A 26734-nucleotide genomic window follows, 5' to 3' on the forward strand; every position below is an offset into this window, starting at 1 on the left:
ACCGCAACAGCAGCAACACTTACAAGGAGCTCTACCGTGACTGACACCGTCTCCGGTCCGTGGACCGCCGACTCCATCGCGGGGGCGGCCTACATCGTCGCGGCCCTGCTGTTCATCCTGTCCCTCGCCGGGCTCAGCAAGCACGAGAAAGCCCGCGCCGGGGTCATCTATGGCATCACCGGAATGATTGTCGCCCTCTCCGCCACCATCTGGCTGACACTCCAGGACGCCTGGGGCACCGGCCACGCCCTGACCGGCCTGGGCCTGCTCGTCGCCGCGGTCGCCATCGGCGGGGCCATCGGACTCTGGCGCGCGCGGGTCGTGGAAATGACCGGCATGCCCGAGCTCATCGCCCTGCTGCACAGCTTCGTAGGCCTCGCCGCCGTGCTCGTTGGATGGAACGGGCACCTCGAAGCCCCGGACCTGTCCCCGGACCTGACAGCGATCCACCACGCCGAGGTCTTCATCGGCGTGTTCATCGGCGCAGTGACCTTCACCGGCTCGATCGTGGCGTTCCTGAAACTCTCTGCCCGGATGAAATCCTCACCCCTGATGCTGCCGGGCAAAAACGCAATCAACCTCGGGGCGCTGGCCGCGTTCATCGCCCTGACCGTCTGGTACGTCAACGACTCCCAGCTCTGGCTCCTCATCGTCGTCACCCTCCTGGCCCTGGGGCTGGGCTGGCACCTGGTCGCCTCCATCGGCGGCGGCGACATGCCCGTGGTCGTGTCAATGCTCAACAGCTACTCCGGCTGGGCCGCCGCCGCGGCGGGCTTCCTGCTCAACAACGACCTGCTCATCATCACCGGCGCCCTGGTCGGCTCCTCCGGCGCGTACCTGTCCTACATCATGTGCAAGGCCATGAACAGGTCCTTCATCTCCGTGATCGCCGGCGGGTTCGGCATCGCCGCCCCCGCCAGCAAAGGGGACACGGACCAGGGCGAACACCGCGAAATCACCGCCGAGGCGACAGCGGAAATGCTCACCAACGCCTCCAGCGTTGTTATCACCCCCGGCTACGGCATGGCCGTTGCCCAAGCCCAGTACCCCGTCGCTGAACTGGCGCACCAACTCCGCGAACGCGGCGTGAACGTCCGGTTCGGCATCCACCCAGTCGCCGGACGCCTCCCAGGGCACATGAACGTCCTCCTTGCCGAAGCCAAGGTCCCGTACGACATCGTCCTGGAAATGGACGAAATCAACGACGACCTCGGAGACACCTCCGTAGTCCTGGTCATCGGCGCGAACGACACCGTCAACCCCGCCGCCGCCGAAGACCCCGGCAGCCCCATCGCCGGCATGCCAGTCCTCAAAGTCTGGGAAGCCGAAAACGTCATCGTCTTCAAACGATCCATGGCCGCCGGCTACGCAGGCGTCCAAAACCCGCTCTTCTACCGCGACAACTCCCAAATGCTCTTCGGCGACGCCAAAACCCGCGTCGAAGAGATCCTCCGTGCCTTTTAGCGGACATGAGGACCTTAGGCCCCAGACGGACAAACGACTTTGATGTTCAGTTGGTTTGTCCACTTCATTGATGGGGCGGAGTTCCGCCAGGATGTTATAGATGTGGCCCGCAAGGGCGAGGCGCCGTTGGCGCAGATTGCGAAGGGATTTCGGGCTTTCGGTCACGAGGTTGAAGCGCTGGATTGCGATCGCTGATCGTAAGGAATCCGGTGCCGGCCCGGCGGCCGCGAGTCGCCGAGATGCGGGAGCTGAAGAAGCGGAACCGGTAGTTGGAGCAGGAGAATGACAATCTGCGCCGGGCGGCTGCCTATCCTGGCCAGGGACATCAACCCAAAATGACGTACCCACTGGTCACGGGTCTTGCCGCCGTTGGTGTCCCCGTGGCGGTGACCTGCAGGGTGTAGGGCTTCAGCAAGCAAGGCTACTACCGGTGGAAGGCGAACCCAGCGACGGAACGGGACTGGATCGATGAGCACCTGGTCACCGCCGCCTTGGACATCCATTCCGAGGACCTGGCATTCGGGTACCGCTTCATCCCCGACGGGCCTCCGGAGAGGGCATCACAGGGGGTGGAAGCCGGTCGGGAAGCTCTACCTCTGGGCGGCGAAGGACGCCTGTTCCGCAAGGATTGTCGGCTACTCGATGGACTCGCGAATGAAGTCCTCGCTTGCCGTCGCCGCACTGGAAGATTCTGTGCGGGCACGCGTCCTGGGCTGGCATTGACGCCTAAAAGCCCACACCATCGATCTCGGCTGGCGAACCGGCCCACAGCCATCATGCAACGTACCCGAGGCCGGTCGCTGCGGGCCAGTTCGTTTAGATCAGTTTTCTTCCAAGCGGAAACCTAGTTTGATCGTTACTTGCCAGTCAGCAACTTTTCCCTCTTCCAAGTGGCCCCTTATCTCCTCGACCTTGAACCAGTCGAGGTTGCGGAGGGTCTGCGAGGCCGTGGCGATGCCTTGGCGGACGGCATCATCCACCCCTTGCGTTGAGGTACCGACAATTTCAGAAATGCTGTACGTGTGATTGGACAACTTCGCTCCTCGTGATCATCATTGCTCCCGGTGGCGGGCCATTTTCTACACTAGCGGTAGTCCAAATATGTTTTTGAACCGCTACCAAGCATGCTTAGTTAACGACGTCACAAAACCAAAATCACGAGGCCCTGACATAAAAGGAGCACGTCTCCTGTATTTGCCTTTGACCAGCGCGGGCCTGACCCGTCGGCTCGGTCCGCGAACGCGCTGCTTATGTGGCAGATGCCGCCAGGCTGAGGCTACCCCCATGCATTGCCCGCCCTACGACCGGCACCACCGGTGGGAAACTTTATGACTTTACCGGCACCGTGCCGTCGCAAGCCGATCGGCTCGGCTCATGTCTAGCAACCCGCCTCCGTCGACCAGCCCGGTCCCTCCGCCTCGCGGGAAGGCCGCCGAATGGCTCCTCCCCGGCGGAACCGAACCTGATCCCCGCTTCACTCTTGCCAATGAGCGCACTTTCCTGGCCTGGATCCGCACTTCCCTTGCACTCCTGGCCGGCGGGATCGCCATTGAGGCGTTCACGTCGGACATGTTCCTGCAGCCAGTCCGCAGAGGGCTGGCCGCGGTCCTGCTGCTGCTCGGGATGCTGCTCAGCGCCGGCGCAATGGTGCGGTGGCTCCGTGTGGAAAGCAGCATGCGCAATCGGCTGCCGTTGCCGCTGCCGCTCATTGTGCCTCTGCTCGCCGTGGCAGGCGCGCTGGCCGCCGCCGTCGACCTGGTCTTTATCCTTCGACGCTGACGCATGAGACCATCCTCCCGTCCTGCCGGCCCGCATGGTGATCCCGGCCTGCAACCGGAGCGGACCAGCCTCGCCTGGGGCCGGACCATAATGGCACTTGTGACCGTCAGCGCCATCTTCCTGCGCTGGCTCCCGGCGCACGGGCTTCCCATCCTGCTGCTCTTCGCCATTTCCTCGGGCGCTGCTCTGGCCATCTACGTCACCCCAACGCCGGCGCTACAACGCAAGCTCCAGTGGAGTCGCCCGGGAAAACGTCGACGCCGACATGATCGCAGTACTGTGGACCGCTTTCGCCGGGGTGGCTCTCGGTGGCCTGGGCATCGTCGTCGTCCTCACGGTGCCCCAAGAACTGGCAGGCGCGGTATTGGATCCCAAAGTACTGGCGCCTTTCGTTGTTAGAACCCGGCCTCGTGAGTTCCGCTCAAAGGACACATACGCACGCCAAGACGGCAGTGCCCCGCTGCCGGTGTGGTCTCCAAACAGGCCGGCGCCGATTCTCCCGTATCGGGCCTGCTGGGTCGCCGACACCACGTACGTCCGCACGTTCGGTAGCTGGTTTTATGCGGCGTTCGTTCTGGATGCCTTGGAAATGAATCCGGAGGAAGGACGGTGCTGACCACACGGGTCTGGTCCCCCACAGCGACAGGGGGTTCAGTATCGGGCCATCCGCGGTGCCGAGCGCCTCGCCGCGGAGGAAGCCGTAGCTTCGGCGGGCTCCAAGGGCGATAGTTACGACAATGCCATGGCGGAGACTCTGAACTCGCTGTTCAACGCCGAACTGGTCCGGAACAAGGGGCCACGGCGCGACGTCACCCACCTTGAGGTCGCCGTCGCCGAATGCGCCGATTGGTACAACCATCGAACGCTCCACGGCGAGTCAGGCCACGTCCCGACAGCCGAGTACGAGCAGCTCAGGGCATGACCCATACCTCAAGTCCCTCGGATGCTTCAAACATTTGACGCGGGTCATTGGCATTCGCGGCAATCCAAATTGCGGAGGAGTCGGGCATCGCATCATCGACAAAGCCCGTTCTTATGACGCGGCCGTAGAATCGGATTTCCACCCACATATTGATCAGCAGATTCCATCCGACGTGTTTGCGGACCATTACTTGACTAAGTTTCATGCTTCTTCCGGCTACCAGAGCAGCAGCGACCGACTCGCGTTGAGCCGTCACCGCCGCTGTTGCGAAGTACTCAGTGGGCTGGTGATCATTGACTCGATGTGGCTGCGATTTCCCTCTTGATTCCTCGCGGCCTAAATTCCTGGCCTACGGCGTTGGCCCAGGAACGCACTCGGGCCACGTCGTCGCGGATCTGTGCTGCGAGTTCATCGGTTCCACGGAATCGTCGTTGGGGGCGGATGTATTCGTGCAGAATCACCTGAACGATGCGCCCGTACAGGTCCCCGTTGTAGTCCAGAAGGTGAGCTTCCAGCAGCCGTGTTCCACTACGGTAGTAGGTCGGGCGCTGACCTAGAGAGACAGCGGCAGCGTAGATTTCATCATTCTCTCCCTGCCCAATGCGGACGGTGCCTGCCCAGACGCCGTCCTGCATGTCCCCATCCGGCACGGAGATGTTGGCGGTGGGATAACCGAGCTCTCGCCCCCGGGCGTCACCATACCCAACCACTCCTTCAAGCCGGATGCAGCCGTAGACGCGGGCACCAGGCTGTATTCGACTGGTACCGGAAGGTGCGGCGGCTTGGGTCATGGCTTTCATTGACTCACTCGCTGGTAGTGCTGGTTTGGGATCATAGCCTGGTCCTATGTTTGGGGTGTCGGGACGGCATTGGGGTAGTGACCGGTTGCGGCGAGAACGTTGTCGAGCCAGCCGACTCGATTAGCGAAGCGCTTGGCCTTATGCGGGGCCGTCCACCGGTAGGAATCATGTTCCCAGTCGATTGTCAATCGACGCTGGGATGTAAGGGCAGTGAAGGTGTGGACAAGCCACGGGGTTCCCGAACCATCAGGGATCACCACGTCCGGCCCCCGCCGAAGATCGAGGAGGTCTTTGGCCTGCAAGCCCGTCTCTTCAAACAGCTCTTCCAGGGCCTGCTGTTCAGGTGTTGCCCCAGCTTCCAAAAATCCCGTTATGCAGTGCCAACGGCCTCCGTCATGGCCCAGGTTGCGACTCCTTCTGAACATGGCAATCCTGCCCCGCCACTCGACTACGGCAGCGATGATAATACGGTCGGCCGGGATGGCGGGTGTAGCCTCAGAGGACAACCTGACGCCAAGGGATAGGTTGATCGTGCTCATTTTTCTCCTCAAAACACCCCTCTTTTTCCGTTGTGCACCACACGGTGTTCGCCGCTTCGGAGGCCCCGCAGATCGAGTAGTCGAGCCACAGCACTTCCCATCAATGAAGACCGCCCCGTCGTCGCTACCGGTCGAACGGAGCGGCTCGGTCCTTGCTGGCAGCAGCCGCTCCTCAACGTTTATGAATACGATACCATCCCATTGGATTCGATACCATACGCATCGTTGACACTGCTTGTGCTTACCCGCGATGGTGTGAACTTGTGGGTGCGGAAGGCGATATTTACTCACGCGTTCCGCGGCGCGGTGATCCTCCCGATACAACCGCTGGCGTAAACCGGTATACCGTGAAGCTGCTGCCGGCGGTATTCGAAGGCGCCTCGGCGGCCGGACGGGATCTGGCCGGGACAGAAGAATGATTGAGATCAAGCTCAACTTCCATGGACTACGCCCTGGCACTGGAAAACATCCGGTTCTGGGCGCCGCTGTGACTGATCGTGGAGCAGCAACGGTTACTGTCCCAGTTTGCCGAACACCCCTGCCGCGATTGCGGGCTATCGACGCTGGCAACGGCCCATTGGCCGCAGCCGGAGAGCGGGGGACGCTATGAGCGGCGCGCAGCTGGATCTGCGGTGCTGGCCTGTGCCGGTGGTCCGGTGTCTGAAACGCGGGACCCGGGCCGCGACAGTTTTGACGGTCCGTCGTGTCTAAGCCATCCGTTCTGAGTCCTGCTCCCATCACTGATGCTCTCGCTTGCCTCGAAGACAAGGGTGAGGCGGACCTCGCCGGGGCCATTGCGCTGTTCGGAGCTTGAGGCGACAACCTGGACCGTTGCTGACTGTTTAGCGAGTCCGTGACGAGGTCCTGGCTCGCGCTGCCCGCGAGGGCATCATCTCGTATTCGAAGAAGGGCTCATCGCATGCGGCGTCCTGGACGCCGCTCGAAGGAAGGGGATTCGGATGCCTGAAGAGTTGTGGGTCATCGGGTACAACGGGATAACGGTGCGGCTGGGTTGCTCATGATCCGGCCACAGTGCAGCAGCCAATAGAACGCATGGCAGAAATCAGCGTCGATCTTCTCGTGAAGAGGATAGACGGTGCGCCCACTTCTTCGCCGCAGCGGCGAAGGCTGGAGGGCGACTCATCGTTCGAGGATCAACTGCGTACGCACCCGCATTGCCATAGGCTACGTTCCGACCAATTGCGCAAACGCCGGTCAGGGGGCCAGATTTCCCTGAGGCATCCGAATGAGAAATGCTGTCGACTGCCGCCGTGCGGGACCGGCGAACTGGAAGTACTCCTCATTTCACGCGTGCCCGGCCAAAACGCTGCCATCCCAAACGACGGCTTATGGCTCGGAACCCGCGGAGGTGGACAAATTATTGATTGCGCGCACCAATATCGGAAGTGCATTGGAGACTTGGTCCACTTCTGACGAGCTCATTTGGCGAGTCAATTCCATCATGATGCGGGTCCTGGCCCGACGTACCGCCCGGTACGCTGCCTTACCTTCATCCGTCATCGACACAAGATATGCACGAGAATCCGATTCATCGGTTGTTCTACTGACGTAACCAGCTGCCACCGCTGCCGCTACTTGCCGGCTGAGGGTGGATCTGTCGAGCCCAAGACGATCTGCTAGGTCAGAGATCCGGAGCGTCCCAGCGGCTGACAATCGAGTGAGTATCGAGATTATGGAGCGATCTATCGAGACGCCCGACCTCTCAACTAACCGTACGTGGAACTCATAGAGGGACCAGCGAATGATAGATCCCAAGGCCTCATCAATCACGCGCTGATTTGGATTAAGCTCAACGGTATCGCCGACCGATGCTGTCGTTCCCATAAGTGCCCTTCCTCGTTTCCAAACTTGTCATGGCCTAAGTCGCGGCGGACGCTGTTATCCCTCGCGGTCACAACGCTCAACCCGAAAATGCGCACGCAGGAGGTCCCCAGCCTTTAGGGGTCGAACCAAGCAGTTGGATGCACAATGTATGAATAGAATATCTAGCCCTCATCGCTACACATCGATCCATCCGTCAGATTGAGTTGGCATCCCTGCCATGAAAACGCCAACAACCTCGTGCAGCGGGAGTTGACGCTCAGTCAATTGCCCTGACGCTGTATCTCAGGAGGCAGGCTTGGCAGCCTTTGGAGCTCCTCGCAATCCGGCAGAGTCATTCAATGCTGGCGAACGCTGATGGTCCGTCGGCTCAACTTGGACAGCCGACACACTCCACGGCGATGGCGCCCCGAGTACTTGGTTGGCGGTTTGTCGACGACGCGATGCCCGACTCCTCTGTACTCTGGATTGCGGCAGACGGCAAGAGCCCTCGCCCAGGAGATTACTGGTCTTGTATGTCGGGCGGCGTCCCTTCAAGCTGGGCAGTGCAACTGATTCCCTCTCGGGCGCCAGAAAGGGAGCTCACTTCGATCAAATCCTTATTTGGGTCACTAGCGTAACGGTTGGGGATAGACGGAGGGCATTCTGTGGGCAATCTGTAATCCAGCCTTCATTGAGCCTCCCGTCGACGGTTTTTTCGTTCTGACGTGCTGTATCGCCTTGGTCATTTTTTGGTTACAGATCCTGTCAGCGATGCGATTGGCCGCAGCACGATGGGTTGGGCGGATACCCACAGCACCGCCATGAGCACGAGGGCTCCAGCGAAGAACCAGAAGCCGACCCAACTCTCGTCGTTCCGTCCGGCGAATATGTGATTGAGATTGCGCAATGCGCCGGTCGCGAACACGAGGGTCACGTGGCCGATGATGAACAGCACGAAGTAGAGCATCACCGGGAAGTGGATCGCCCGAGCTGTCTCGACGCGGTATACCTTGTTGATTTTGGCGTCGTTAGGCCACGCGCCTGACATGCGGATGCCAGTGATGATTGAAAGCGGGGCGGCGATAAAAACAGTCACGAAGTACGTGATCATTTGTAGGCTGTTGTACGACACCCAGGCATTTTCAAGCGGCCAGTCGAGAGATGCATACTGCAGCGCGGCCGACAGTGCGTTGGGAATATGCTCCCATGAGGTTGGCACCAACCGCTGCCACTGGCCTGTCGAGAACAGTAGGACGTAGAAAGCGATCCCGGTAACGACCCACAGCACATTAAGGGTCAGATGCAGCCACAGGTCGAGACTCACCTTGTTCGGCTTGCCTTTGGTGCGGATGAGCCCCTGATTGTTTCGGGTCCAGTAGGCGGGGGGGCGCTGGGTGGTGCGTACGTTCCAACCGCTGCGGATAATCATCAGGATCAGAAGCATGTTGAAGAAGTGGCTCCACCGCAACCACTCGGGGAAACCCTCGGGTGTGCCGACGGGCGGTTGGACGTGGCCGGGATAGTTGGTCACGAATGACTGGACTCCGGACAGGGTGCGGAGCCACTGCGCCCCGAACACGACCGCGGTGAGCAGGACCAGCACAACGGGGATCACCCACACAAGTGGGAACCATCGGCTGCGCTGGCCCTTCTTCTTCACCGTGCTGCTAGTCATTTCTGCCTCGCCTTGATTCCCTCGACAAGCTTCGGTACCACTTCGAAAAGATCTCCGACGATGCCGAAGTCAGCGATGTCAAAGATGGGCGAGTCACTGTCCTTGTTGATAGCGACGATCGTCTTGGCAGTCTGCATTCCGGCCCGGTGCTGAATCGCACCCGAGATTCCGAGCGCGATATAGAGCTGCGGCGACACCGTGATGCCGGTCTGCCCTACCTGGTATGAATGCGGCACATACCCCGCGTCCACCGCGGCCCGCGATGCACCTACGGCAGCGCCAAGCACGTCGGCGAGGTCTTCGACGATCGAAAAATTCTCCTTTGAGCCGACACCGCGGCCACCTGACACGACAGTGGTTGCCCCCTGCAGTCCGGGGCGGGTCGACACGATCGTCTCGTCATTCACAGCAGTGATGACGGTTGACTTCGATATGTCGACCTCCATGGGGACAGTGCTGGTCTCGGTGGCTGCCCCGGGCGCGACATCTTCGATCGCACCGAGCCTTACCGTTGCAATAGTCAGGCCTCCGGTGACCGTAGCGTCGGTGTTGTAGGCACCCCCGAATACTGAATGAGACCCGACAACCCTGTCACCGTCTGCGTGCACGCCGACGACGTCGAGCAGCAGCGCTCCGCCGGTGCGGACCGCCAGTCGACCCGCGACCTCAGCCCCGTCCAGAGTATTCGCGGTCAGCACCGCAGTTGGGGAGTACTCGGCAACTGCAGCCTGAAGCGCGGCAAGCTGGGCGGCTGCGACAGTGGTTGTCGCGGCATCAGTCTCGGCGATGTACACCCGCGCTGCACCCAACTCGCTCAGACGCGAGGACACTGCGGCGCCTTGCCCAGGCGCGACCGCTGCAACCGCAACGGGCGTACCTATGGAGGCGGCAGCACCGATCAACATCTCCGACGAACGACGGATCAGGCCCACGGGGGAGACCTCGATGAAAGCAAGAACGTTTGACATCGTGATTTTCTCCAAATCTCTTAGCGGCTCAAAGTAGTCGCTCGGCAACGAGGAAATCGATGAGCTTGTCGGCTCCATCGCCCTCGTCATGGAACTTCGTGCCGGCCTTGCGGGCGGGACGTGCCGCCGTGGAAAGGACGATCGAGCGGGCCAGGCCGGGGAAAGAAGGATCGATCCCAAGGTCAGATAGCGAGACCACGTCGATCTTCTTGCGTTTGGCCGACATAATTCCCTTGAAGCCGGGGAAACGCGCCTCGTCTGCGCTCTCGGTGATGGACACGACGGCCGGAAGTGTGGCCCGTACATCGCGCGTACCCGATTCGGTCGCCTGTGTTCCTGTCACCTCGTTGCCCACCTGGAGTCCGTTAAGCGAGGCCAGATACGACAGTCCCAGGTGCTCCGCGACCATGGCGGGGATAACACCACCCCGGCCATCGGTCGATGCATCTCCCGCCAGGACCAGATCAACACCGCCTACTCGTTCCACCGCCCTTGCGATGACCAGGGCGGACCGTACAGCATCCGCCCCCACCAACTCGTCGTCGAGAACGTGCACTCCGGAATCGGCTCCCATCGAAAGTGCTTTCCGAACGGACGCTGTCGCCGATTCCGGACCCATCGACAGGACTATTACTTCTGTCGTCTTATCGACGTCCTTCCGCTGCAGCGCGACCTCGATTGCTCGCTCGCTGATCTCATCGATAACCGCGTCGCTTTGCTCGCGATCAACCCGGCCGTCAGCCAGCAGGGTGCGCTCCCCATAGGTGTCGGGCACCTGCTTAATCAGTACAACAATTTTCACTGGCTACTCCTTTGATACATGCAGATCCCTACGGTGGTCGGCAGGCCGCTGCCTGCAAAAAGACGAGGCGCAAACGGGCTCCTGTAGGGAACATTCCCGGTGTTACCGTTGCAGAAGGCGACCTTGAAGAGGCCCTTCAGCCTGGAAGTATGACCAAGGCTCGTGGTCACAATTGCCCCAGGCGGCACTCAGGCAAATCGTGCTCTAGAAGCCGAGGTCGCGTCCGATGATGTTCTTCATGATCTCGTTGGAGCCTGCCCAGATCTTGGTGACGCGGGCATCCTTCCAAGCGCGGGCGACGCGATATTCATTCATAAACCCATAGCCACCGTATAGCTGGACGCAGTGGTCGAGAACGTTATTCTGTACGTCCGCGGCCCACCACTTGGCTTTTGCGGCATCGACGGCGGAGAGCTCTCCGCGAACTTGCGCAGCGACGCACTGGTCGACGTATGCCTGGGTCACCTCAGTCTTCGTCACGAGTTCCGCAAGCAGGAATTTGTTGTGCTGGAACGAACCAATCGCCTGGCCGAAGGCGTGGCGATCGCGTGCATACTCAATGGTCTCGTCGAGGATCTGCCGGGCGTGGGCGAGATTTGTCACGGCGGCGCCAATGCGCTCCTGTGGTAGCAGTTCCATCATGTGGCCGAATCCGCCGTCGAGGGTTCCGATCAGGTGGCTCTCAGTAAGGTGGATGTTGTCAAAGTAGAGCTCGGCGGTATCGGCCTCAGGTTGGCCCACCTTATCGAGTGGCGTTCCGCGGCTGAAGCCCGGCATCGATGCTTCCACAGCGAAGAGAGAGATTCCCTTCCCGCGGCTATCTGGAGTCGTGCGTGCGGCCACGATGATAAGGTCCGCAGAGCCTCCGTTAGTAATGAAGATCTTGGATCCGTTGAGAATCCAGCCACCGTTCGGGTGCTTTACGGCAGAGGTTCGGAGGGCGGCTAGATCGGAACCGGCGGAAGGCTCTGTCATGCCGATTGCCGTCACAATGGACCCGTCGCAGAACCCGGGCAACCAGCGTTCACGTTGCTCGGGCGTCGAGAGCTTTACCAGATACGGTGCCACCACATCGAAATGAATGCTCAGCGACGATGCGAGGGCGAGGTTCACTTTGGCTAGCTCTTCGAGCAGTACAGCATTGAATCGGTAGTCACCAGCTTCGCTTCCGCCATACTCCTCAGGAACCTCAAGCCCAAGGAAGCCGTGCTTGCCAGCTTCCTCCCAGACTTCCCGTGGGATTCGCTTGCTCGAGGCATGTTCGTCGACGTAAGGGGTAACGGAGCGTCGAATGAATTCGGCGACCGAGCCTCGGAAGGCCTTATGGTCATCATCGTAAAGTGTGCGCTCAATCATCGTTGATAAGTTCCTAGGTAGCTGCCTTGATGGACTAGTGGCCTCGCCTTGGGCGAAGGGATGGTGCTGCACTTAGGGATGATCCCAAGGCGGTTATATTGATTGCATCGTACACCTAATAGTTGCTCTTGGGAATGCCCGCCAAGACGGTGGCCATCAAGCCCGGACTGGCTGTGAACTTGACTGTGAACAGCCGCAGGACTTATCAATCGCGGCGCTGCAAACCGAGTACTCTCTCTGTGAAGGTGAGTCTTAAACCAACGTCTTCCGCGTCCTGGGCGGACGGTGTATCGGCTTCCTGCCGTATAGTTGGGCGGTGCGTGTTTTCCTCACTGGCCACTTCCGCGGCCGTAGGATTCCCGGTCGATGATTTCCGTAGACGCTCCCCTCGTTTCCAAGGCGAGAACTTCACGCACAGCCATGTGCCCTCATGTCAATGCACTACATCAACGCAAGTGATCCCTCGATTTCCCCGACTGGATACGATACCATCCCTTTTATGGATGCGATCCCACGGTGTCTTTACAGTGCAGTTGGTCCCGTGGTAAGCCATTGAACGCTCATCGGGGCGACTTGTTTTCACTGGTCATGGATCAGGACCCGGTCAGGGCTCTTGCCCTCCAGCACCCTCGACCACGATAGTTCGAACTATTTATCTCTACGAGAGGAAGGCGCCCATGGCGTCAACAACTGACGACTGGTCAACAAACATAGCGGAAGTGCGTGACGACGACGTTCTCATTCGCGGCCACCTGTTGACCTCAATGATTGGCAAGTGCAGCTTCGGTGAACTCGCATACCTCCTCATCAGCGGCCGGTGGCCAACGAAGGGCCAGGCCCACGTCCTCGAGGCCATCATGGTTTCAGTGATGGAGCACGGCATCTCACCAACCACCACCGTCACCCGAATGATGGCCTCGTACGGGAATCCAATCCAGGTAGGAATCGCTGCTGGGATGCTCACCATCGGTGATCACCACGGCGGCGCCGGAGAACAGATCGCAGGGTGGCTTCGGGAAGCCATAGCCGGCGTCCAGAGCACCGGCGTCGATCGCCGCGACGAGATCCGGACGAAGGCGCGAAGCATCGTTACGGAGCGGCGCGCCGCCCGCGAACCGATTGAAGGATTCGGGCACCCGCACCACGATGTCGACCCCAGAGCGCCTCTGCTGATTCGGATTGCCAATGAATATGGGGTCTACGGCGATTATTGTCTTCTGCTCGAGTCGATCGAGGCCGAGCTGGAAGCAGCCGTGGGACGGCGAATCGCGACCAACATCGACGGTGTCTCCGCGGCGCTGCTCTTGGACCTCGGCCTTGATCCACGCTTGGCGCGTCCGATCCTGATGGCTCCGCGGACGTTGTCTCTTGCTGCCCACTTCATCGAAGAGCAGGACCAGGGCCAGAAATGGCGTCACGTCCCCGGCAGCCAAGTCACTTACACCGGCCCCCAACTTCTAAGCACAATCGAATAGACATCTCGTGGATCAAGACGTCCTCGTTCGTGCACATCGGCGGGTGCACTCCCAGGACCGGGATCTCACAGAAGGCACAGAACGCCACAAGGAGGCGCACCATGACGCTGGACGTCAACACCGTCAACATTAGTCCCCGCATTGAGCCCGGGTCGGAACTCCGCTGGGTAGAGGGCCGATCGCTGTTCGCGAGCCGACAACAGCGTTATGAGTACTTTTCGTCCCACAATGCATTGGGCAGTAGCCTCGCAGGTCGCCAGCACGTTCGCGTTCCCGGTGTCGCGCCGCGGGACGCGGAGATTCCTGAGGAAATGCCTACTTATTTCGTTGCACAAGCGGCACGGAACGAAAGGGGTCAATGATGGCAGAGGTCAAGTCGGTAGTTCCAACTCCCCTCGACCGGGCTAAAGCGATGTTGGAGCACGCGCTCCCCGCCCAAGGAGGGGGGACGTTGGATGACCGCCGCGAGGGTTACGAGGCAGTGCTCGCTCAGCTACCGATCCCCGATGATGTATCGATTACCGCCGCCACCTACGGAGGCATCGATGGGTACTGGGTCCACGCCTCTGGCGCCTCGACCGGACGGATCGGCGTCATGCTTCACGGCGGCGGCTACATCATCGGTTCGGCCAAGGGCTACCGTGCTTATGCTGCAGAGGTGTCGCGGGCGACCGACGCCCGAGTCTTCGTGGCGGAGTACCGTCTTGCCCCGGAACATCCGTTTCCGGCGGCCCTCGACGACGCGCGAAGCGTCCTTACTGCCGCAATCGACGAAGTTGGGCCTCAGTCATGCTTCGCCATCGGAGACTCGGCAGGCGGGGGCCTGGTGATCAGCTCCCTGTGGGATCTGCACCGCACAGGGGCATCACTCCCGGCTTGCATTGTCCTCGTGTCGCCACTCGTCGACCTGACGGTAACCAACCCCAGCTATGAAGAGCGCGCTCACACCGACCCGATCGTGTCGCGGAATGGCATTCAGCGCGCTGCCGGTCTGTACCTCGGTGGACGAGGGCCGGATGAGGCGCCAGCGGCGTTCCCGATGCTGTCCGACCTCGGCTGGCTCCCGCCTTGTCTATTGCTCGTAGGAGGTGCCGAAGTCCTGCTGGACGACTCCCGCAATCTGGCAGACAAGCTCAAGCGTGAGGGGGCGCACATCGAATACCGCGAATACGACGGCATGGTGCACGTTTGGACGCTGTTCTCGTCGTTCCTGCCCGAAGGACAGGAAGCACTGGAGCAGATCGGCGAATTCGTGAACACCAAGACCCCTGTGACGAGTGGTGGTTACTGACCCGCACGGTATTGGTGCTCATATCTTCTGTGGCGCGACGAGTTCACCTTCCCTGGTGATCTTGGCTCATTAAACATATTGCGACGTCGACCCACGTCGTAATCGGTATCTCTCAATCAAAATTATCATTAGCAAGGAGAAATAAATTGCGTATAGGAATTCTCGGGGCCGGCAACATTGGCACGACCCTGGCCCACCGTCTCGCCGCGGCGGGTCACCAGGTTAAGGTCGCCAACTCCCGTGGCCCTGAAACGGTGCCGGCCAACGCGCTGAGCAGCGGCGCAACGGCCGTCACAGCGAGCGAGGTCGTCGACGGAGTCGAAGTCCTCATCACCTCGGTCCCCTTTGCGCGGATACCTGACCTCAGGCCGCTGATCGAACAGCTTCCCGACGATGCAGTGGTCATCGACACCTCGAACTACTACCCACATCGCGACGGAAACATCGCCGCGGTCGACGAGGGACAGGTGCAGAGTCTGTGGGTCAGCGAGCAGTTCGGCCGCAAGGTGAACAAGGCGTGGAACGCCATCAACACTGGCTCGTTCGACTCCAAAGCAACGCCGGCGGGTCACCCGGACCGTCTTGCAATTCCCGTCGCCGGCGACAGCGACGCCGAGCGTGCCTTGACCATGTCACTGGTCGAGGAGACAGGATTCGATGCCTTGGACGCGGGCCAACTCGAGCAATCGTGGCGGCAGCAGCCAGGCACGCCTGTCTACTGCACGGACTTTACCAAGGAGAAGGTCGCGGAGGCCCTTGCGGCAGCCGACAAATCGCGGTCTACCCTTCGACGCGACCTGATGATCCAGGTGAACCGTGAAATATTGAATGACCCTACCCCCGTGAGGGGGGAAGACTACATGGTTCAGCTGCACCGAGTCTTCAACACGTAAAGACATTGCGGCCTCTCGAGCTGACGCCATTACTGGAGTTGCCCAGAATCTGGCCGTGCACCGGATCGGAATGCCGCAGGTTCGCCCGCCATGCCAACCTCCGACTCCTGTGAGCATGGAACATGGAATTCCATGTGCAGGCGGTACCACGAGGCTCCGATAGCTCGAGCTCGATGCTATGAAGCGGCCGCTCCCTCATAACCGAGGACAACGGTATCGAGTCGATTTGGCTACCGGACCATTCTCTCGTTCCAGTGGCTGCGCGGGTACCCGATGAGCACAAAGTCCCTTACGGGGGCGGCACGGATACGCGCGAGCGGCGCTTCACCGGGTCGCACTCGCCGGGGCTTCCCTCGCGAGTACTACCGCAACTACGATCAGCTGACGAGGCTTGCAATGATGGGTGCGGTGACCTCCGCCCTGCTGTTGGGCACCGGCATCTGTCTGGTCGTTCAGCGCGGGAGCGTGGCCTGGACCGGACTATAATCGCGCAGCTGGGCACGTGTGCATTCATGGAACGGCAGCAGATAGGCCTGCCAGCACCGCATCCGGGCCCACTACGTCCGCATGCCCGGCGTGGAAGAGGCCTGGGCGCTGGGGAAGGGCAAGCCTCTGGGCGACACGAAGTTCCTAAAGAAGTACGCGGCCTTCACCCTGCTGGTGATCGACGAATGGCTTCTCGATCACCCCGGCGAGGGCATGCGCAGCATGCTGCTGGACTGCTCGAGCGCAGGTTGTTGACGGGGTGAAGGTCGCGATCACCTCAATCCCCTTCGCGCGCCGAATTCACAACGCTGATCGGACGGCCGGCATTTGGCTGGATACGGGCCAAGTGGACACCGTGCCGTCGCCCGATATCATGCAGCGGACCGGGCCTGTGAACGCGACCGCAGAGCGTACGTGCCCGGCGTGAGGCCGACGCTGGGTCCACCCGGGGAACCGGCTTCCGCTGTCTTGGCTTAGATTCGATGCCAAGGTACTTCTGGATTCGATCCCAAAAGTGATTGACATCATATTCAAGCTGCGTCTACGCTGTAAAGCATTGGCATCAACGTCGATGCATGGTGCGAGGTCATGTCGTTACCGCCCGCGAATATTCGCCTTCCCGAGCGACTGTCCCACCTATCAGAGAGGCAGATCTAACAATGAAGTCAAGAAAGCCTAAGGTTTCGCTCGGTCTACTGGGACCGATGGGGCTAGCGTTGACGTTGACGTTGACCGCGTGCAGCGGAGCGAGTGAAGGCGGACCCGACGCCACCGCCGATTTTGAAGAGGTCACGCTATCCCTCCATGTCGCGGCCCCTCCGCAGCACCCGCAAGGGATCGCCTTCCAGGCGTTTGTCGATGAGGTCGCCGAGGTGACGAATGGAAAGGTGACGATCGAGCCGTTTTTCTCCGGCTCCCTCCTCACAGGCGCTGAGGATCTCAAGGGAATAGGAAGCGGCGTTGCAGACCTCGGTCAGGTCTTTACCACGTACAACCCCGAAGCTCTGCCCGTCTTGAACTGGTTCTCAGAGTTGCAATCGCTTCGTTCGGACGCTATTCCCCACGGAATGCTTCAGGCTAGTGCGGCGTTGCAGAAGAAATGGACCCAGTCGGAGGAGATCCAGCAGGAGGTTGAAGGACATAATATCGTGCTTCTGGGTGGCTCGATCGGGGCAACGAACTACGGCCTCTTGTGCACTGAGCCCATTGAATCCCCGGAGGACGCGAACGGCCGCCTGGTGCGTGTAGGCGGAGCTGTCTGGGCAGAAGAGGCCAAGTCCCTCGGCCTCTCGCCCGTGTCGCTGACCACATCCGAATTGTACGAGTCGCTGCAACGCGGAGTGGTCAACTGCACGATGAGTGATCCGCTCACCGTATCTACCCTCAACTTGTGGGAAGTCGCGAAGTTCTACCATCCCATTTCCGGCAGTGGCACGTCATCGACGCTCTTTGCGATGAACAAGGACACCTGGGAGAGTCTGTCCGCAGACCTTCAAAAGGTAATTCAGACTGCGACGAACAACTACCAGGCAGAGGTAAATGAAGTCAGCCTCGAGTCCTACAAGGACTTTGCTGAAAAGGTGCCAGAGCGGGGCATGACTATCGTCGATCCCCGACCGCTGAACACGGTACTCCACGCCTACCAGCAGCAGCACATCAAAAAGGTTGTGGACCTCGCGCCGCCCAGCATCGCCAATCCCGAAGAGTTCCTCGAGAGTTTCCGGTCAGATCTGGAGTGGGGCATGGGCCTAGCCATCGAGAACGTGGGCACCGAGCCGGATGACTCTAGAACGCCGGAGAGCATTCTCGAGGGTTACCTCTCGGGGCCAGACGCCGTCGATCTGCCGAAGTTCGCGGAGGCTGTGCGCGCCAAACCTTGAGAGGCTCGGGCTCACAAACCGCCGGAGACTTTCCTAGATCACAGCTGCATTGGGTGAAGGCGCGGTGCCCCATCCCGCTTCATTACGGCGGGATGGGGCACCGCCTTCTCCCGTCCTCCGATCGGGATTCACATCTGCTGTGACCCCATGCGCGAGCAGTACTTTCGCTCGCACGGAGAGTCCCGAGGTGGCCAACTGAAGCGCCCCCTCCGATTGGCAACGCTTGATACCAAGGCGGCACGTCGCTCCGCCGCCGAAGGATTATCGACGCAGACCCCGCTGTCTATGAGCGACGCAGTCCCCGGTAACTAAGAGAAATGTGAACAACAAGCATGAAGTCACTAGAGTTAAATCGTCGGGAGGCGAGAGAACCGCGATGGGTGGGCGTCATAGACGCGATCACCCGGGCGGGCGCCGTGATCGTGGGCCTCGCCTTGCTGATATTGCTGCTCACGACTGTGGTTGATGTTGCGATGCGAAACGCCATCGGAACTCCATTGCCCGGATCCTTGGCAATGGTCACCTACTGGTGGATGCCGACAATTGGCATTATTGGACTCGGCTATATCCACCTCCGGAACGAGCAGATCGTCATGACTCTCCTGGCGGAGAACGCCAGCGAGCGGGCGCTGAGGCGGCTTGAAATCGTCGTAGATGTCCTCGTCTTCGGACTAGTGGTTTTGCTCTTGGTGGTGTCGTGGGAATCCGCGATGGAGCATTTTGGGTATTTGAGTGCCGACTCTACTCACAAATGGCTCCCAATATGGCCAGGGAGATTCGTGCTCGTCGCTGGGCTTGTCATCGTTCTGCTGGCAATCCCCGCCCGCATCTACCGCATATTGAAGGGCACCATCAATCCGGTGCCGGATGAGATCAATGAGGCCACTGAATGACCATCAACGTTAAGACAATCCAAACAGCCCCATCCAAGCGGGTCAGCGGCGCGTGGTTCTGGGTGCTCGGTGCCGCGGCTGCGGTGATTGCCGCTGTGCTCCTGTTCGCCGACTTGGATCGGCTCCTAGTAGGTGGACTTGTGATAGTCCTCCTCCTTCTGCTCATGCTCCTTACGGTGCCGATCGGTTTCGCAATGATTACCGCATCGGTCATCGGCTTGCTCGCACTCGGCGGATCCCGCGCGATGGAATCGTCGGTGCAGTCCATACTTTTCGATGGGCTCGCCTCGTGGACCATGGCCGTGGTGCCACTTTTCGTTCTGATGGGTATTGCGCTCTCGCACAGCGGGGTGACCACGCGCGCTTACGAGGCGGCATCCCAATGGCTGGGCAAGCTCCCCGGGGGTCTCGCAGTCAGCACGACCGTTGCGGGCGCTGGGTTGGCAACGACCAGTGGGAGCACTACCGCTATCTCGATGTCACTTGGCCGCATGGCTATCCCCGAGATGTTACGGGCTGGGTATTCACCGAGCTTGGCGACGGGCAGCGTGGCGATTGCGGGAACGCTCGGCCAGATCATTCCACCGAGTATCCTTCTCGTCATCTACGCGGGAATAGCCGAGACGTCGGTGGGGTCGCAGCTGATGGCTGGCATGATACCTGGCCTTATCCTCGCCCTAGGATTCGTGATCGTCATCGTCGTATGGGCCACTCTGAAGCCTGGGATCGCCCCGCGCGCGGATCAGACCGGCATCACATGGGCGACGCGGCTGCGGTCCGCGATCGGGATGAGCCCCCTCATCCTCGTTGCGGTGATCGTCCTCGGGGGTTTGGCGCTGGGCCTTTTTACCGCGAACGAAGCGGCGGCGTGGGGCGCGCTAGCGGCGCTCGTAATCGGCGTCATCCGACTTCCCAAGGGTCAGCGGAATCTTCGGGGTGCGGGGGTCTTCGGTCGTCAAGTCTTTATGGACACGGTTTCGTCTGTGGCGGGACTCTTCATCCTCGTCGTTGGCGCACTCATGCTCGGGCGTGCTCTGACGCTCAGTGGTCTCGCGAGATGGATGGGTGAGGTCCTGACCGACATGAACTTGGATCGCGTATCTCTGCTGCTGGTGCTCATCGTCGCTTACATCATCCTCGGCATGTTCCTGGAATCCTTGCCCATGATGTTGCTCACCATTCCGATTCTCCAGGTCCCGCTCGAAGCGGTCGGCGTCGACATGATCTGGTTCGGCATCTTCATTGTGATCATGTGCGAGATCGGCATGGTTTTCCCGCCGATCGGGATGCTCACCTTCATCGTCCACCGGCTCGTACAGAATCCCAGCATCAATCTCGGAACGAAGATCTCTCTGGTCGACGTGTTCAAGGGAATTATGCCCTTCATGGTTGCCTTGATCGGTTTGACTGTCCTGATCATATTCGTGCCGGACTTGGTTCTCTGGCTACCAGAGGCGATACAGGATGCAAACGCTGTGAAGCCATAACGGGCGGGAACAGCGCATCCGGAAGCATCCCGACACTTCGGGATGCTTCTATGTCTCGTCAACTCCGTTTATGGCCGGGAAACAAATGCCCCCGGATCTCAGCGAGCGCGTAGTTGGCAACAACGGCCCGTTCACCCGTCGGGGCTTGGGCCGCAGCGACCTTCTTTGCAGGCAGGCTTGCTTTCCGCAGCACAAGATCGTCGGTCAGCGGGCCGGCTGACCGGACTCGCACCGCGCACCCATTCTCGATCGGCCACGATCGACCAAGAAAGGATGACTGTGTCCTCAAGATCACGCCGCATGCCCCACGACTGGAGCCGGACCTGCAACGCTCCTGCGGTCACTCGGTTCCCAAGTTCCGCCTCCTACCTGGTGAAGTCGTCGCGCCAGCCGAAGTGAGCTAAGCCGCAGCGGCCTTGAAAGCTGCGTCGGCAACCGCAGACTCCTAGACCGTGGGCAGCAAACTCAAGGCTAAGGCTGGACGGGTATGGTGGCCGAGGCTCGATGGCCCCGGCGACATTAGCGCTGTTACGGCTGGCTCAATGCCGGGTTGCCCTCCTAGGTGGTCAGAATTTTGATCTCTGTCTTGAGTGTTAGCAAGCGTTCTTCATTCGGGCGTTGTCATGTGGCCGTTGATGTGGCGGTCTGGTTGCCAGGGCTTGATGCAGTGGTGACGGTGGGGACGTTTTCGACTGCTAGGGGGCGCAGGAGCCGGCTGTTGCCCCTGCTGTAGAACAATGCGACACGTTGACCGTCAGCGGTGAGCCTGTAGGTGTTGTTGTGTGTGGGCATCGTCCGATGAGTCCGTCGCGGGGCAGCAAGGCAAGGTCGTGGCTCATTTGGTTGGCGCATGGATCCCGGTTCGATTCACAGATCTGCCGGCGACGCCGGGCAGACCTTGACCGGCTGAGCAGACCCGCGCCCGGACCCATTTACAATGCCGGAACGCCCGCGCATCTACGTGTGGGACTGAATTCTTATAAAACAGCCATGGAACCGCGCGATAATTGCGTGGCCGCAGGGTGTCTTGTTCACTGCCACCGCGTCGAGGTTGCGTTGGTTGACACCCGGGAGCCGTTCACTTGGTGTCGTGAACAAGGCCCGAACTGCCACGTGGTCGAACACCGCGTCGTGCCCGTTCTCACTCCTGGGGTGGAGATCCGAAACCCGACGCACGATCAGACGCCCGGCCAATTGATTGGACATCTTTGTCGAAGAGAAGCCAATGATCCGAAATTGGCCGGCTCTTCACCAATTTGTAGTTCTCAGGGTTGCGGTAGCCGCGCGCCGTGCGTTTGCTGTTCTTGATCGCGGTGTTGTTGGCCTCGACCTTGCCTGTCGTGGCGCCGGTGATGATCGGCATCTCGATTTCCACCACCTGCAGACGGTGTGGTAGAGCCTGTTGGTTTCCGGCCGGGCGGCTGCCGTGGCCAGTTCCTCGAGTACCTTCTTTGCCGTCGCGGCGTCGTCCGGGGACCGGTGCGTAGCAGGACCCGGAGCTGTTCCTTGACTTGCCAGGCGGCGTGGAGGGTGCCGGTTGGATCGTCGATAGCGAACACTTCCTGTAGCCGGAGGGCGGCTCGGCAGCTGAGTGTGTCGCCACCGTGCAGCAGGAGCATGCGGTGCGCCCGAGGTTTGGCGATGGCCCGGCCGCGGCGGTCCTTGACCTGTTGGGAGAGGTTCTGCCGGGTCTCGGTCATGACCTGGTGGCGAGCGAGATCAGGTGGAAATGATCGACAGTGACCGCGATGCGGGGCAGCCACATCCGCAATGTTTTACGGAACGCTGCCGACGGATCGATCGCGACGACCTACACGCTCAGGCGCCACTGCAGGGGCCGGGCGAACAGCCAGTCCCCGACACCCTTTGTCGTCTCGGCCGTCGACCACGCCCAGAACCTGTCCGGTGTCCAGGTCCACGATAGTTGTCATCCACGGCTCGAACCGGGTCCACGCCTTTGTTGACGGGTCCTGGAAGTAGCGCACGGACCGGAACCGGTGTTAATCAATGCCCAGCATTCTCGGGCTGAGCTTGTCCACGTCCGGCAACCTGAGCAGGCAGGCATCGGTCACCGCTGCCCGGACCATCCACCAGGAGACGGCGAAGCCGGCGGCGGTCTCCGACACGGCCCTGCCGAAGCGGATGACCGCGTCCACGAGATGGTCCCGCAGCCTGGCCGTGGACCGGGCACGGCGCGGAACCTGCGCTCCCAACAGGACCACGGGCCCTCTTGTCTTCAACGCCACGAACTCAATTCCCCATCAACCACGAAGAGCCAATTTACTCGAAGCGCCGACGCCCGTCTGCTCTTCTTGTAGATCGCGTCGGTGTACTCAATCGTGATTCACGCAACAGCGGAGATAGCAGCGATCTCGGCTTCGACCTCGAGGTCGAGGCGTGAGGTGACATCAATGACATCCGTAGCTGACCTCTTCACGCAGACGTACGGCGGAAGTACGACCCTGCTGGCTATGCCGCAGGTTGGTTTCCTTGTCTAGGACGATGGCACATACTGGGCACCGCGGTTTGCTTGGAGAACAAAACCTCAATGCGCGCGCAGAGTCCGAAAAGCCGATGCCACCCTCCTCACGGACTAGTTCCTAGGCCACTCCAACGGACTCGGATTGCTGAGTGAAAGTGCGCGGTCAAGAAATAGCGCATGGCCGGCAACTCTCCTCAGGCGGACTGGCATCTATCCCTGGTCAGAGCAGCAAATGCGATGTACCGAATCAACCGTCTCAGCCTCGCCATTCGGACGAGATGTACTGGCACCGGATACGCACACGCCGAGGGCTTTGGGCCTTCAGCTTTGAACTCAATGGGCATGAGAGGTTGGAACTATCTTCTGGGGTCAGTCTCTCAGATCTTGATGCTCGAGCAATTCGTGCCTGTGGTGCAGCATGAACTCATGCCTGTAGTGAAGTCCAATCCAAGGGGATGCAGAGTATTCGTCAATGGCAAAATCTTTAAGCGGTACTGGTGTTTCTTCGGGGCAGATGTTCTGACTCGATACGGGTGATCGGGACGCCGTCTGAGTCAGGACGTCGTGCGGTGCTCGGGGTCTGGGCATGATTTCTCCTCGTTTCATTGGGGCTTGCTGTTAGGATGCGCGGAGGATATCTTCGACGCGGTGTTTGGCGTCGCCCAAGAGCAGCGCAGAGCAAACGTCCTGGTCCTGCAGGTGGCGAAACCGTTGGCGAGTTCGGTGAAGCCGACACCCGCGACCGTGGCTTGGCGGCCCGGCAGGGGGCCTTGTGTCGCGCGCAGTGACTTCGCCTTCGGGGGTTTTCACATGGAATCCACGTGCCCCGGACCGGCATGGACGACATCCGCGCTAACTCTCATGATCGGCATCCACTCTGTTGACGATTAAGGTTGACAGGGACTACATCCCTGTCAACGTAAGCATCGAGGTGGGTAGGCCCATTCTAAATAAATTTCACGGTGACACTCGTCACGTATCGAAACCATAGCGGGCATTGAATACGAAGTCAACACGTTTTTGGAAACGAATTCATTCCTGCCTTCAAGTTTGGCTCCACTAACTTCTACGACCTGCCACTGATCTTGGCGTCTGTTGGTGCACACTCGAAGTATCGGGATATGGGGATCCCGCGGGCAGGTGTTCTTTGAGTACGACACGACGTGAGTGGCCCGGTAGCTGGGTGTGGGTGAGCAGCTGCTGGGCCGGCGGCGCCTCAAGTTACAGGCGCGCCTGGAGGCTCCCGAGGAGTTCGCTGCGGCTGAGCCGGAGAAGTCTGAGCTGGAGCGTCTGTGCCGGGAGAACGCGCAGTTGCGGATGGATAACAAGTTCTTAGGAAAAGCCCCGGCCTTCTTCGGGTCCAAGCAGCAGGATCGGAATGCTTCCAGCTGATGGAGGCCGAGAAGGCTAACTACCCGCTCCAGCGAATGACCCGGCTTTTACGGGTGTCCCGGTCCGGGTTCTACGCCTGACGCCAACGAAATCCGGCGGAGTCGGAACGGTCTATGGTGCGGGCGGAACTGGATGCGAAGGCCCGCGGGCCCACCTGGATTCAACCGGAATCTATGGGGCACCGCGGGTGCAGGCCGCGCTGGCCAGAAACGGAACCGGAACTGACCAGAAGACAGTGGCCGCCTCGATGCGCCGGCAGGGCCTGGAAGGGATCCCGCCGCGGCGATTCCGGCCGTTAGCCCCGATCGGTGACACTCGGGTGCACACGATCCCGGATCTGGTCGCCGGAATATGAGCGCCGAAGGGCTGACGAACGTGGTGGCCGCTGGGCGGTGCGGCGTGGAACCGCACACGGTGGCGAAATGGCGGCGCCGGTTCCTGGAACAGCGTCTGGACAGGCTGGTCGACGAGCCCAGGCCGGGCCGGCCGGCCACGGTCCCGGGCGAGGATGGCCGCACGGACCGGGCTTTCGACAGGCCTGGGTGAAGACCTGGAACGAGCACCCGGTGCCCTTCACCTGGACAAAAACCGCCGAACAAATCCTCGAATCCCTCGGACCACTTCTGAACCGGATTTCAGGCGCAGGACACTATATCGTCAGGCCCTTGAGGGCGTAATCCGGATAGCGTTCTCCTGCGGCTACTCCGACAGGGAATATCTCGTCGAGGACCGAGAGATCGTCGCCCGTCAGTACAACTTCGGCCGCAGCCACGTTCTCCTCCAGGTACATGCGACGCTTGGTACCCGGGATCGCGACGACACCCTCCTGGTGCAACACCCAGGCCAAAGCCAACTGTCCCGGCGTGATGCCCTTCCTCGCGGCCATCGCGCGCAGCTTCTCGACGACCGTCAGGTTGGCGGCTAGGTTGCCGCCGAGAAAGCGCGGGCTGACACGACGGAAATCGCCCTCCTCCAAGTCGTCCGCCGTGGAGATCGCCCCGGTCAGGACACCACGGCCCAGCGGCGAGTACGCCACGAACTCGATGCCGAGCTCGCGGGTCGTGGCAAGGACACCGTTGACTTCAGGATCCCGTTCAAACAGCGAATACTCGGTCTGAACAGCCGTCAGTGGATACGTGGCGTGCGCGCGTCGGATCGTCTCTGGGGATGCCTCCGAGATCCCGAGGTAGCGAACTTTGCCCTCTTCGACGAACTCCCCCATCGTGCCGATTGTCTCCTCGATCGGCGTGCTCGGATCAACCCGGTGGATGTAGTACAGGTCGATCGTCTCGCGGCCGAGGTTACGCAGCGAGCGCTCGAGCGCCTTGCGCAGATATGCCGGCGAACCATTCGGCCCGACACGCTCGCCGTCATCGCTGATCTCAAAACCGGTCTTGGTTGCAAGGGCGTACTCATCGCTGCGGCTGCCGATCGTTTCACCGATCAGCCGCTCATTGACGAACGGACCGTACATCTCTGCGGTATCGATTAGGCTGACGCCGAGATCGAGCGCCCGGTGTAGCGTCGCAGCCGACTCCGCGTCGTCACGCCCCCCGTAAGCACTGGACATCCCCATTGCGCCGAGTCCCTCGACGCTGGCTTCAAGACCCTGACTTCCCCATGATTTCGTATTCATCAGATAAGCTTGCCAGACCCCCACAAATTTGCGCAACGGTTCGGTGCGTCCGTCACAGGCGCTTCGGACGGGGTGGATGACGACGGCGGCCCAGTTCTTCGGTCTGCTGGTGGGGTGGAGGCGGACGCGTTCTTTGTCCGTGTCAGCGGGGACCGGTTCCTGCGTGGGCAGGATAGCCGTTTGTCCCGGCAGTGCTCATCATTGCCGGCTAACGCAGCAGGTGTACGGACCGGCAGTCCTGGAAGTGGAAGAGTCTCCTTTCGTTTATTTCGTCCCTCATCCAAATCATCAGCCCGTCGCTTGTCTTGGATTCCACCATGCCAACGTAGTTCTGGGCGTCATTAGCACGCAGTGACACGAAGTCTCCGGGGGCCAGCCCTGTCCATATCAACAGGGGATGCTTCTCCGCTTCGTTCGGTTGCCATTGCCTGACATGCAGGGGGTGTTCTTCCTGCGTTACGCCAAGCTCCTTCGGAGTATCCAGGACACCAGTGGAGTATGACGTCGCGGGATACCACGTTGGGTTTCGCTTGCTCTTGGTCACGGCAGATCGATCTTTCGGGCGAGGCCAAACGGAGGATTAGGGCTGAAGGGGGCTGTGAACGTTGCGAAGTTGACCCTGGTTACGAGAATGCCGGAGTCAGTGGCCTTTTCAGGGGAAAGAGTGAATCGCCTTCTGAACATGGTCTG

The 26734-nt window shown here is 60.5% G+C and carries 25 protein-coding genes and 3 pseudogenes; 15 read left to right on the plus strand and 13 right to left on the minus strand.

Annotated features, from left to right (window positions below):
• The first annotated feature begins 36 nt into the window (after positions 1-36).
• Together pntB and ARTSIC4J27_RS22300 are read left to right on the plus strand one after the other, a co-directional pair.
• Positions 37-1464: a Re/Si-specific NAD(P)(+) transhydrogenase subunit beta gene (gene pntB / locus ARTSIC4J27_RS19885; protein ID WP_050056896.1), complete on the plus strand. Its 1428-nt coding sequence runs from the start codon at positions 37-39 to the stop codon at positions 1462-1464.
• A 42-nt stretch (positions 1465-1506) separates the two neighbouring features.
• Positions 1507-2169 (plus strand): annotated as a pseudogene (locus ARTSIC4J27_RS22300) (IS3 family transposase); the annotation flags it as partial.
• Positions 2170-2285: 116 nt separating this feature from the next.
• On the opposite strand, the gene ARTSIC4J27_RS19895 reads toward ARTSIC4J27_RS22300, so the two are convergent.
• Entirely contained in the window at positions 2286-2498 is a 213-nt protein-coding gene (locus tag ARTSIC4J27_RS19895) for a dodecin (protein ID WP_050056897.1), read from the minus strand.
• 340 nt (positions 2499-2838) lie between these two features.
• Here ARTSIC4J27_RS19895 and ARTSIC4J27_RS19900 point away from each other — a divergent pair, with 340 nt between their 5' ends.
• The 3 genes and pseudogenes from ARTSIC4J27_RS19900 (at position 2839) to ARTSIC4J27_RS19910 (ending at position 4165) form a co-directional block, all read left to right on the plus strand.
• Entirely contained in the window at positions 2839-3243 is a 405-nt protein-coding gene (locus ARTSIC4J27_RS19900; protein WP_050056898.1) for a YidH family protein, read from the plus strand.
• Between the two features lie 3 nt (positions 3244-3246).
• A pseudogene (locus ARTSIC4J27_RS22305) lies at positions 3247-3577 on the plus strand (DUF202 domain-containing protein); the annotation flags it as partial.
• Between the two features lie 408 nt (positions 3578-3985).
• Positions 3986-4165 carry a hypothetical protein gene (locus ARTSIC4J27_RS19910; protein ID WP_083435541.1) on the plus strand — a complete coding sequence of 60 codons (180 nt, stop codon included), beginning with the start codon at positions 3986-3988 and terminating at the stop codon, positions 4163-4165.
• Here the strand turns inward: ARTSIC4J27_RS19910 and ARTSIC4J27_RS23290 are convergent.
• The 8 genes from ARTSIC4J27_RS23290 to ARTSIC4J27_RS19945 form a co-directional block, all read right to left on the minus strand.
• The gene (locus tag ARTSIC4J27_RS23290) at positions 4155-4352 is read right to left on the minus strand and encodes a hypothetical protein (protein ID WP_235436775.1); all 198 of its coding nucleotides are present in this window, start codon (positions 4350-4352) and stop codon (positions 4155-4157) included. The two genes, ARTSIC4J27_RS19910 and ARTSIC4J27_RS23290, sit on opposite strands and share 11 nt — an antisense overlap.
• 103 nt (positions 4353-4455) lie before the next feature.
• Positions 4456-4956 carry a riboflavin kinase gene (locus tag ARTSIC4J27_RS19920; RefSeq protein WP_161799588.1) on the minus strand — a complete coding sequence of 167 codons (501 nt, stop codon included), beginning with the start codon at positions 4954-4956 and terminating at the stop codon, positions 4456-4458.
• Between the two features lie 53 nt (positions 4957-5009).
• Positions 5010-5504 (minus strand): NUDIX domain-containing protein, encoded by a 495-nt coding sequence (locus tag ARTSIC4J27_RS19925; protein ID WP_050056903.1) that lies wholly within the window; start codon positions 5502-5504, stop codon positions 5010-5012.
• Positions 5505-6851: 1347 nt separating this feature from the next.
• Complete coding sequence (locus ARTSIC4J27_RS23610; protein WP_083435543.1) at positions 6852-7349, minus strand: MarR family winged helix-turn-helix transcriptional regulator; 498 nt, start codon at positions 7347-7349, stop codon at positions 6852-6854.
• Between the two features lie 721 nt (positions 7350-8070).
• A complete protein-coding gene (locus tag ARTSIC4J27_RS19930; protein WP_050056904.1) occupies positions 8071-9003 on the minus strand; it encodes a cytochrome b/b6 domain-containing protein in 933 nt (310 codons plus the stop codon).
• The gene (locus ARTSIC4J27_RS19935; protein ID WP_050056969.1) at positions 9000-9971 is read right to left on the minus strand and encodes an electron transfer flavoprotein subunit alpha/FixB family protein; all 972 of its coding nucleotides are present in this window, start codon (positions 9969-9971) and stop codon (positions 9000-9002) included. Before ARTSIC4J27_RS19935 ends, ARTSIC4J27_RS19930 begins: the two co-directional genes overlap by 4 nt.
• A gap of 28 nt (positions 9972-9999) precedes the next feature.
• A complete protein-coding gene (locus tag ARTSIC4J27_RS19940) occupies positions 10000-10773 on the minus strand; it encodes an electron transfer flavoprotein subunit beta/FixA family protein (RefSeq protein WP_050056905.1) in 774 nt (257 codons plus the stop codon).
• A 204-nt stretch (positions 10774-10977) separates the two neighbouring features.
• On the minus strand, positions 10978-12129 hold the full coding sequence (locus ARTSIC4J27_RS19945) for an acyl-CoA dehydrogenase family protein (RefSeq protein ID WP_327077666.1): 1152 nt from the start codon (positions 12127-12129) through the stop codon (positions 10978-10980).
• 677 nt (positions 12130-12806) lie between these two features.
• Here ARTSIC4J27_RS19945 and ARTSIC4J27_RS19950 point away from each other — a divergent pair.
• The 7 genes and pseudogenes from ARTSIC4J27_RS19950 to ARTSIC4J27_RS19980 all read left to right on the plus strand — a co-directional run bounded on the left by ARTSIC4J27_RS19950 (position 12807) and on the right by ARTSIC4J27_RS19980 (position 20534).
• Positions 12807-13604, plus strand: a complete 798-nt coding sequence (locus tag ARTSIC4J27_RS19950) for a citrate/2-methylcitrate synthase (RefSeq protein ID WP_050056906.1) — start codon at positions 12807-12809, stop codon at positions 13602-13604.
• A 451-nt stretch (positions 13605-14055) separates the two neighbouring features.
• Positions 14056-14895, plus strand: a complete 840-nt coding sequence (locus tag ARTSIC4J27_RS19960) for an alpha/beta hydrolase (RefSeq protein ID WP_161799589.1) — start codon at positions 14056-14058, stop codon at positions 14893-14895.
• Positions 14896-15002: 107 nt separating this feature from the next.
• Complete coding sequence (locus ARTSIC4J27_RS19965; RefSeq protein ID WP_152683923.1) at positions 15003-15788, plus strand: NAD(P)-binding domain-containing protein; 786 nt, start codon at positions 15003-15005, stop codon at positions 15786-15788.
• Positions 15789-16249: 461 nt separating this feature from the next.
• Positions 16250-16508 (plus strand): annotated as a pseudogene (locus tag ARTSIC4J27_RS23650) (ATP-binding protein); the annotation flags it as partial.
• 425 nt (positions 16509-16933) lie between these two features.
• Positions 16934-18154 (plus strand): C4-dicarboxylate TRAP transporter substrate-binding protein, encoded by a 1221-nt coding sequence (locus tag ARTSIC4J27_RS19970; RefSeq protein WP_161799590.1) that lies wholly within the window; start codon positions 16934-16936, stop codon positions 18152-18154.
• Positions 18155-18534: 380 nt separating this feature from the next.
• A complete protein-coding gene (locus ARTSIC4J27_RS19975; RefSeq protein ID WP_050056911.1) occupies positions 18535-19047 on the plus strand; it encodes a TRAP transporter small permease subunit in 513 nt (170 codons plus the stop codon).
• Entirely contained in the window at positions 19044-20534 is a 1491-nt protein-coding gene (locus tag ARTSIC4J27_RS19980; protein ID WP_050056912.1) for a TRAP transporter large permease, read from the plus strand. Before ARTSIC4J27_RS19975 ends, ARTSIC4J27_RS19980 begins: the two co-directional genes overlap by 4 nt.
• Before the next feature lie 1141 nt (positions 20535-21675).
• Here ARTSIC4J27_RS19980 and ARTSIC4J27_RS19985 read toward each other — a convergent pair.
• The 3 genes from ARTSIC4J27_RS19985 to ARTSIC4J27_RS19990 form a co-directional block, all read right to left on the minus strand.
• On the minus strand, positions 21676-21912 hold the full coding sequence (locus ARTSIC4J27_RS19985) for a transposase (RefSeq protein WP_050056913.1): 237 nt from the start codon (positions 21910-21912) through the stop codon (positions 21676-21678).
• 318 nt (positions 21913-22230) lie between these two features.
• Positions 22231-22299: a hypothetical protein gene (locus tag ARTSIC4J27_RS23615; protein WP_407681143.1), complete on the minus strand. Its 69-nt coding sequence runs from the start codon at positions 22297-22299 to the stop codon at positions 22231-22233.
• 235 nt (positions 22300-22534) lie between these two features.
• A complete protein-coding gene (locus ARTSIC4J27_RS19990; RefSeq protein ID WP_050056914.1) occupies positions 22535-22756 on the minus strand; it encodes a hypothetical protein in 222 nt (73 codons plus the stop codon).
• Between the two features lie 1445 nt (positions 22757-24201).
• On the opposite strand from ARTSIC4J27_RS19990, the gene ARTSIC4J27_RS20000 reads away from it, so the two are divergent.
• From ARTSIC4J27_RS20000 to ARTSIC4J27_RS23050, 3 genes are all read left to right on the plus strand, one after another.
• The gene (locus tag ARTSIC4J27_RS20000) at positions 24202-24408 is read left to right on the plus strand and encodes a hypothetical protein (RefSeq protein WP_050056916.1); all 207 of its coding nucleotides are present in this window, start codon (positions 24202-24204) and stop codon (positions 24406-24408) included.
• A 154-nt stretch (positions 24409-24562) separates the two neighbouring features.
• Complete coding sequence (locus ARTSIC4J27_RS23620) at positions 24563-24763, plus strand: IS3 family transposase (RefSeq protein WP_407681144.1); 201 nt, start codon at positions 24563-24565, stop codon at positions 24761-24763.
• Entirely contained in the window at positions 24760-24954 is a 195-nt protein-coding gene (locus ARTSIC4J27_RS23050; RefSeq protein WP_050056917.1) for a helix-turn-helix domain-containing protein, read from the plus strand. Before ARTSIC4J27_RS23620 ends, ARTSIC4J27_RS23050 begins: the two co-directional genes overlap by 4 nt.
• A gap of 103 nt (positions 24955-25057) precedes the next feature.
• On the opposite strand, the gene ARTSIC4J27_RS20010 is transcribed toward ARTSIC4J27_RS23050, so the two are convergent.
• The gene (locus ARTSIC4J27_RS20010) at positions 25058-26044 is read right to left on the minus strand and encodes an aldo/keto reductase (protein WP_050056918.1); all 987 of its coding nucleotides are present in this window, start codon (positions 26042-26044) and stop codon (positions 25058-25060) included.
• Positions 26045-26734 lie beyond the last annotated feature (690 nt).

Origin of the sequence: Pseudarthrobacter siccitolerans (assembly GCF_001046895.1) — a bacterium.
GTDB classification, from domain to species: Bacteria; Actinomycetota; Actinomycetes; order Actinomycetales; family Micrococcaceae; genus Arthrobacter; species Arthrobacter siccitolerans.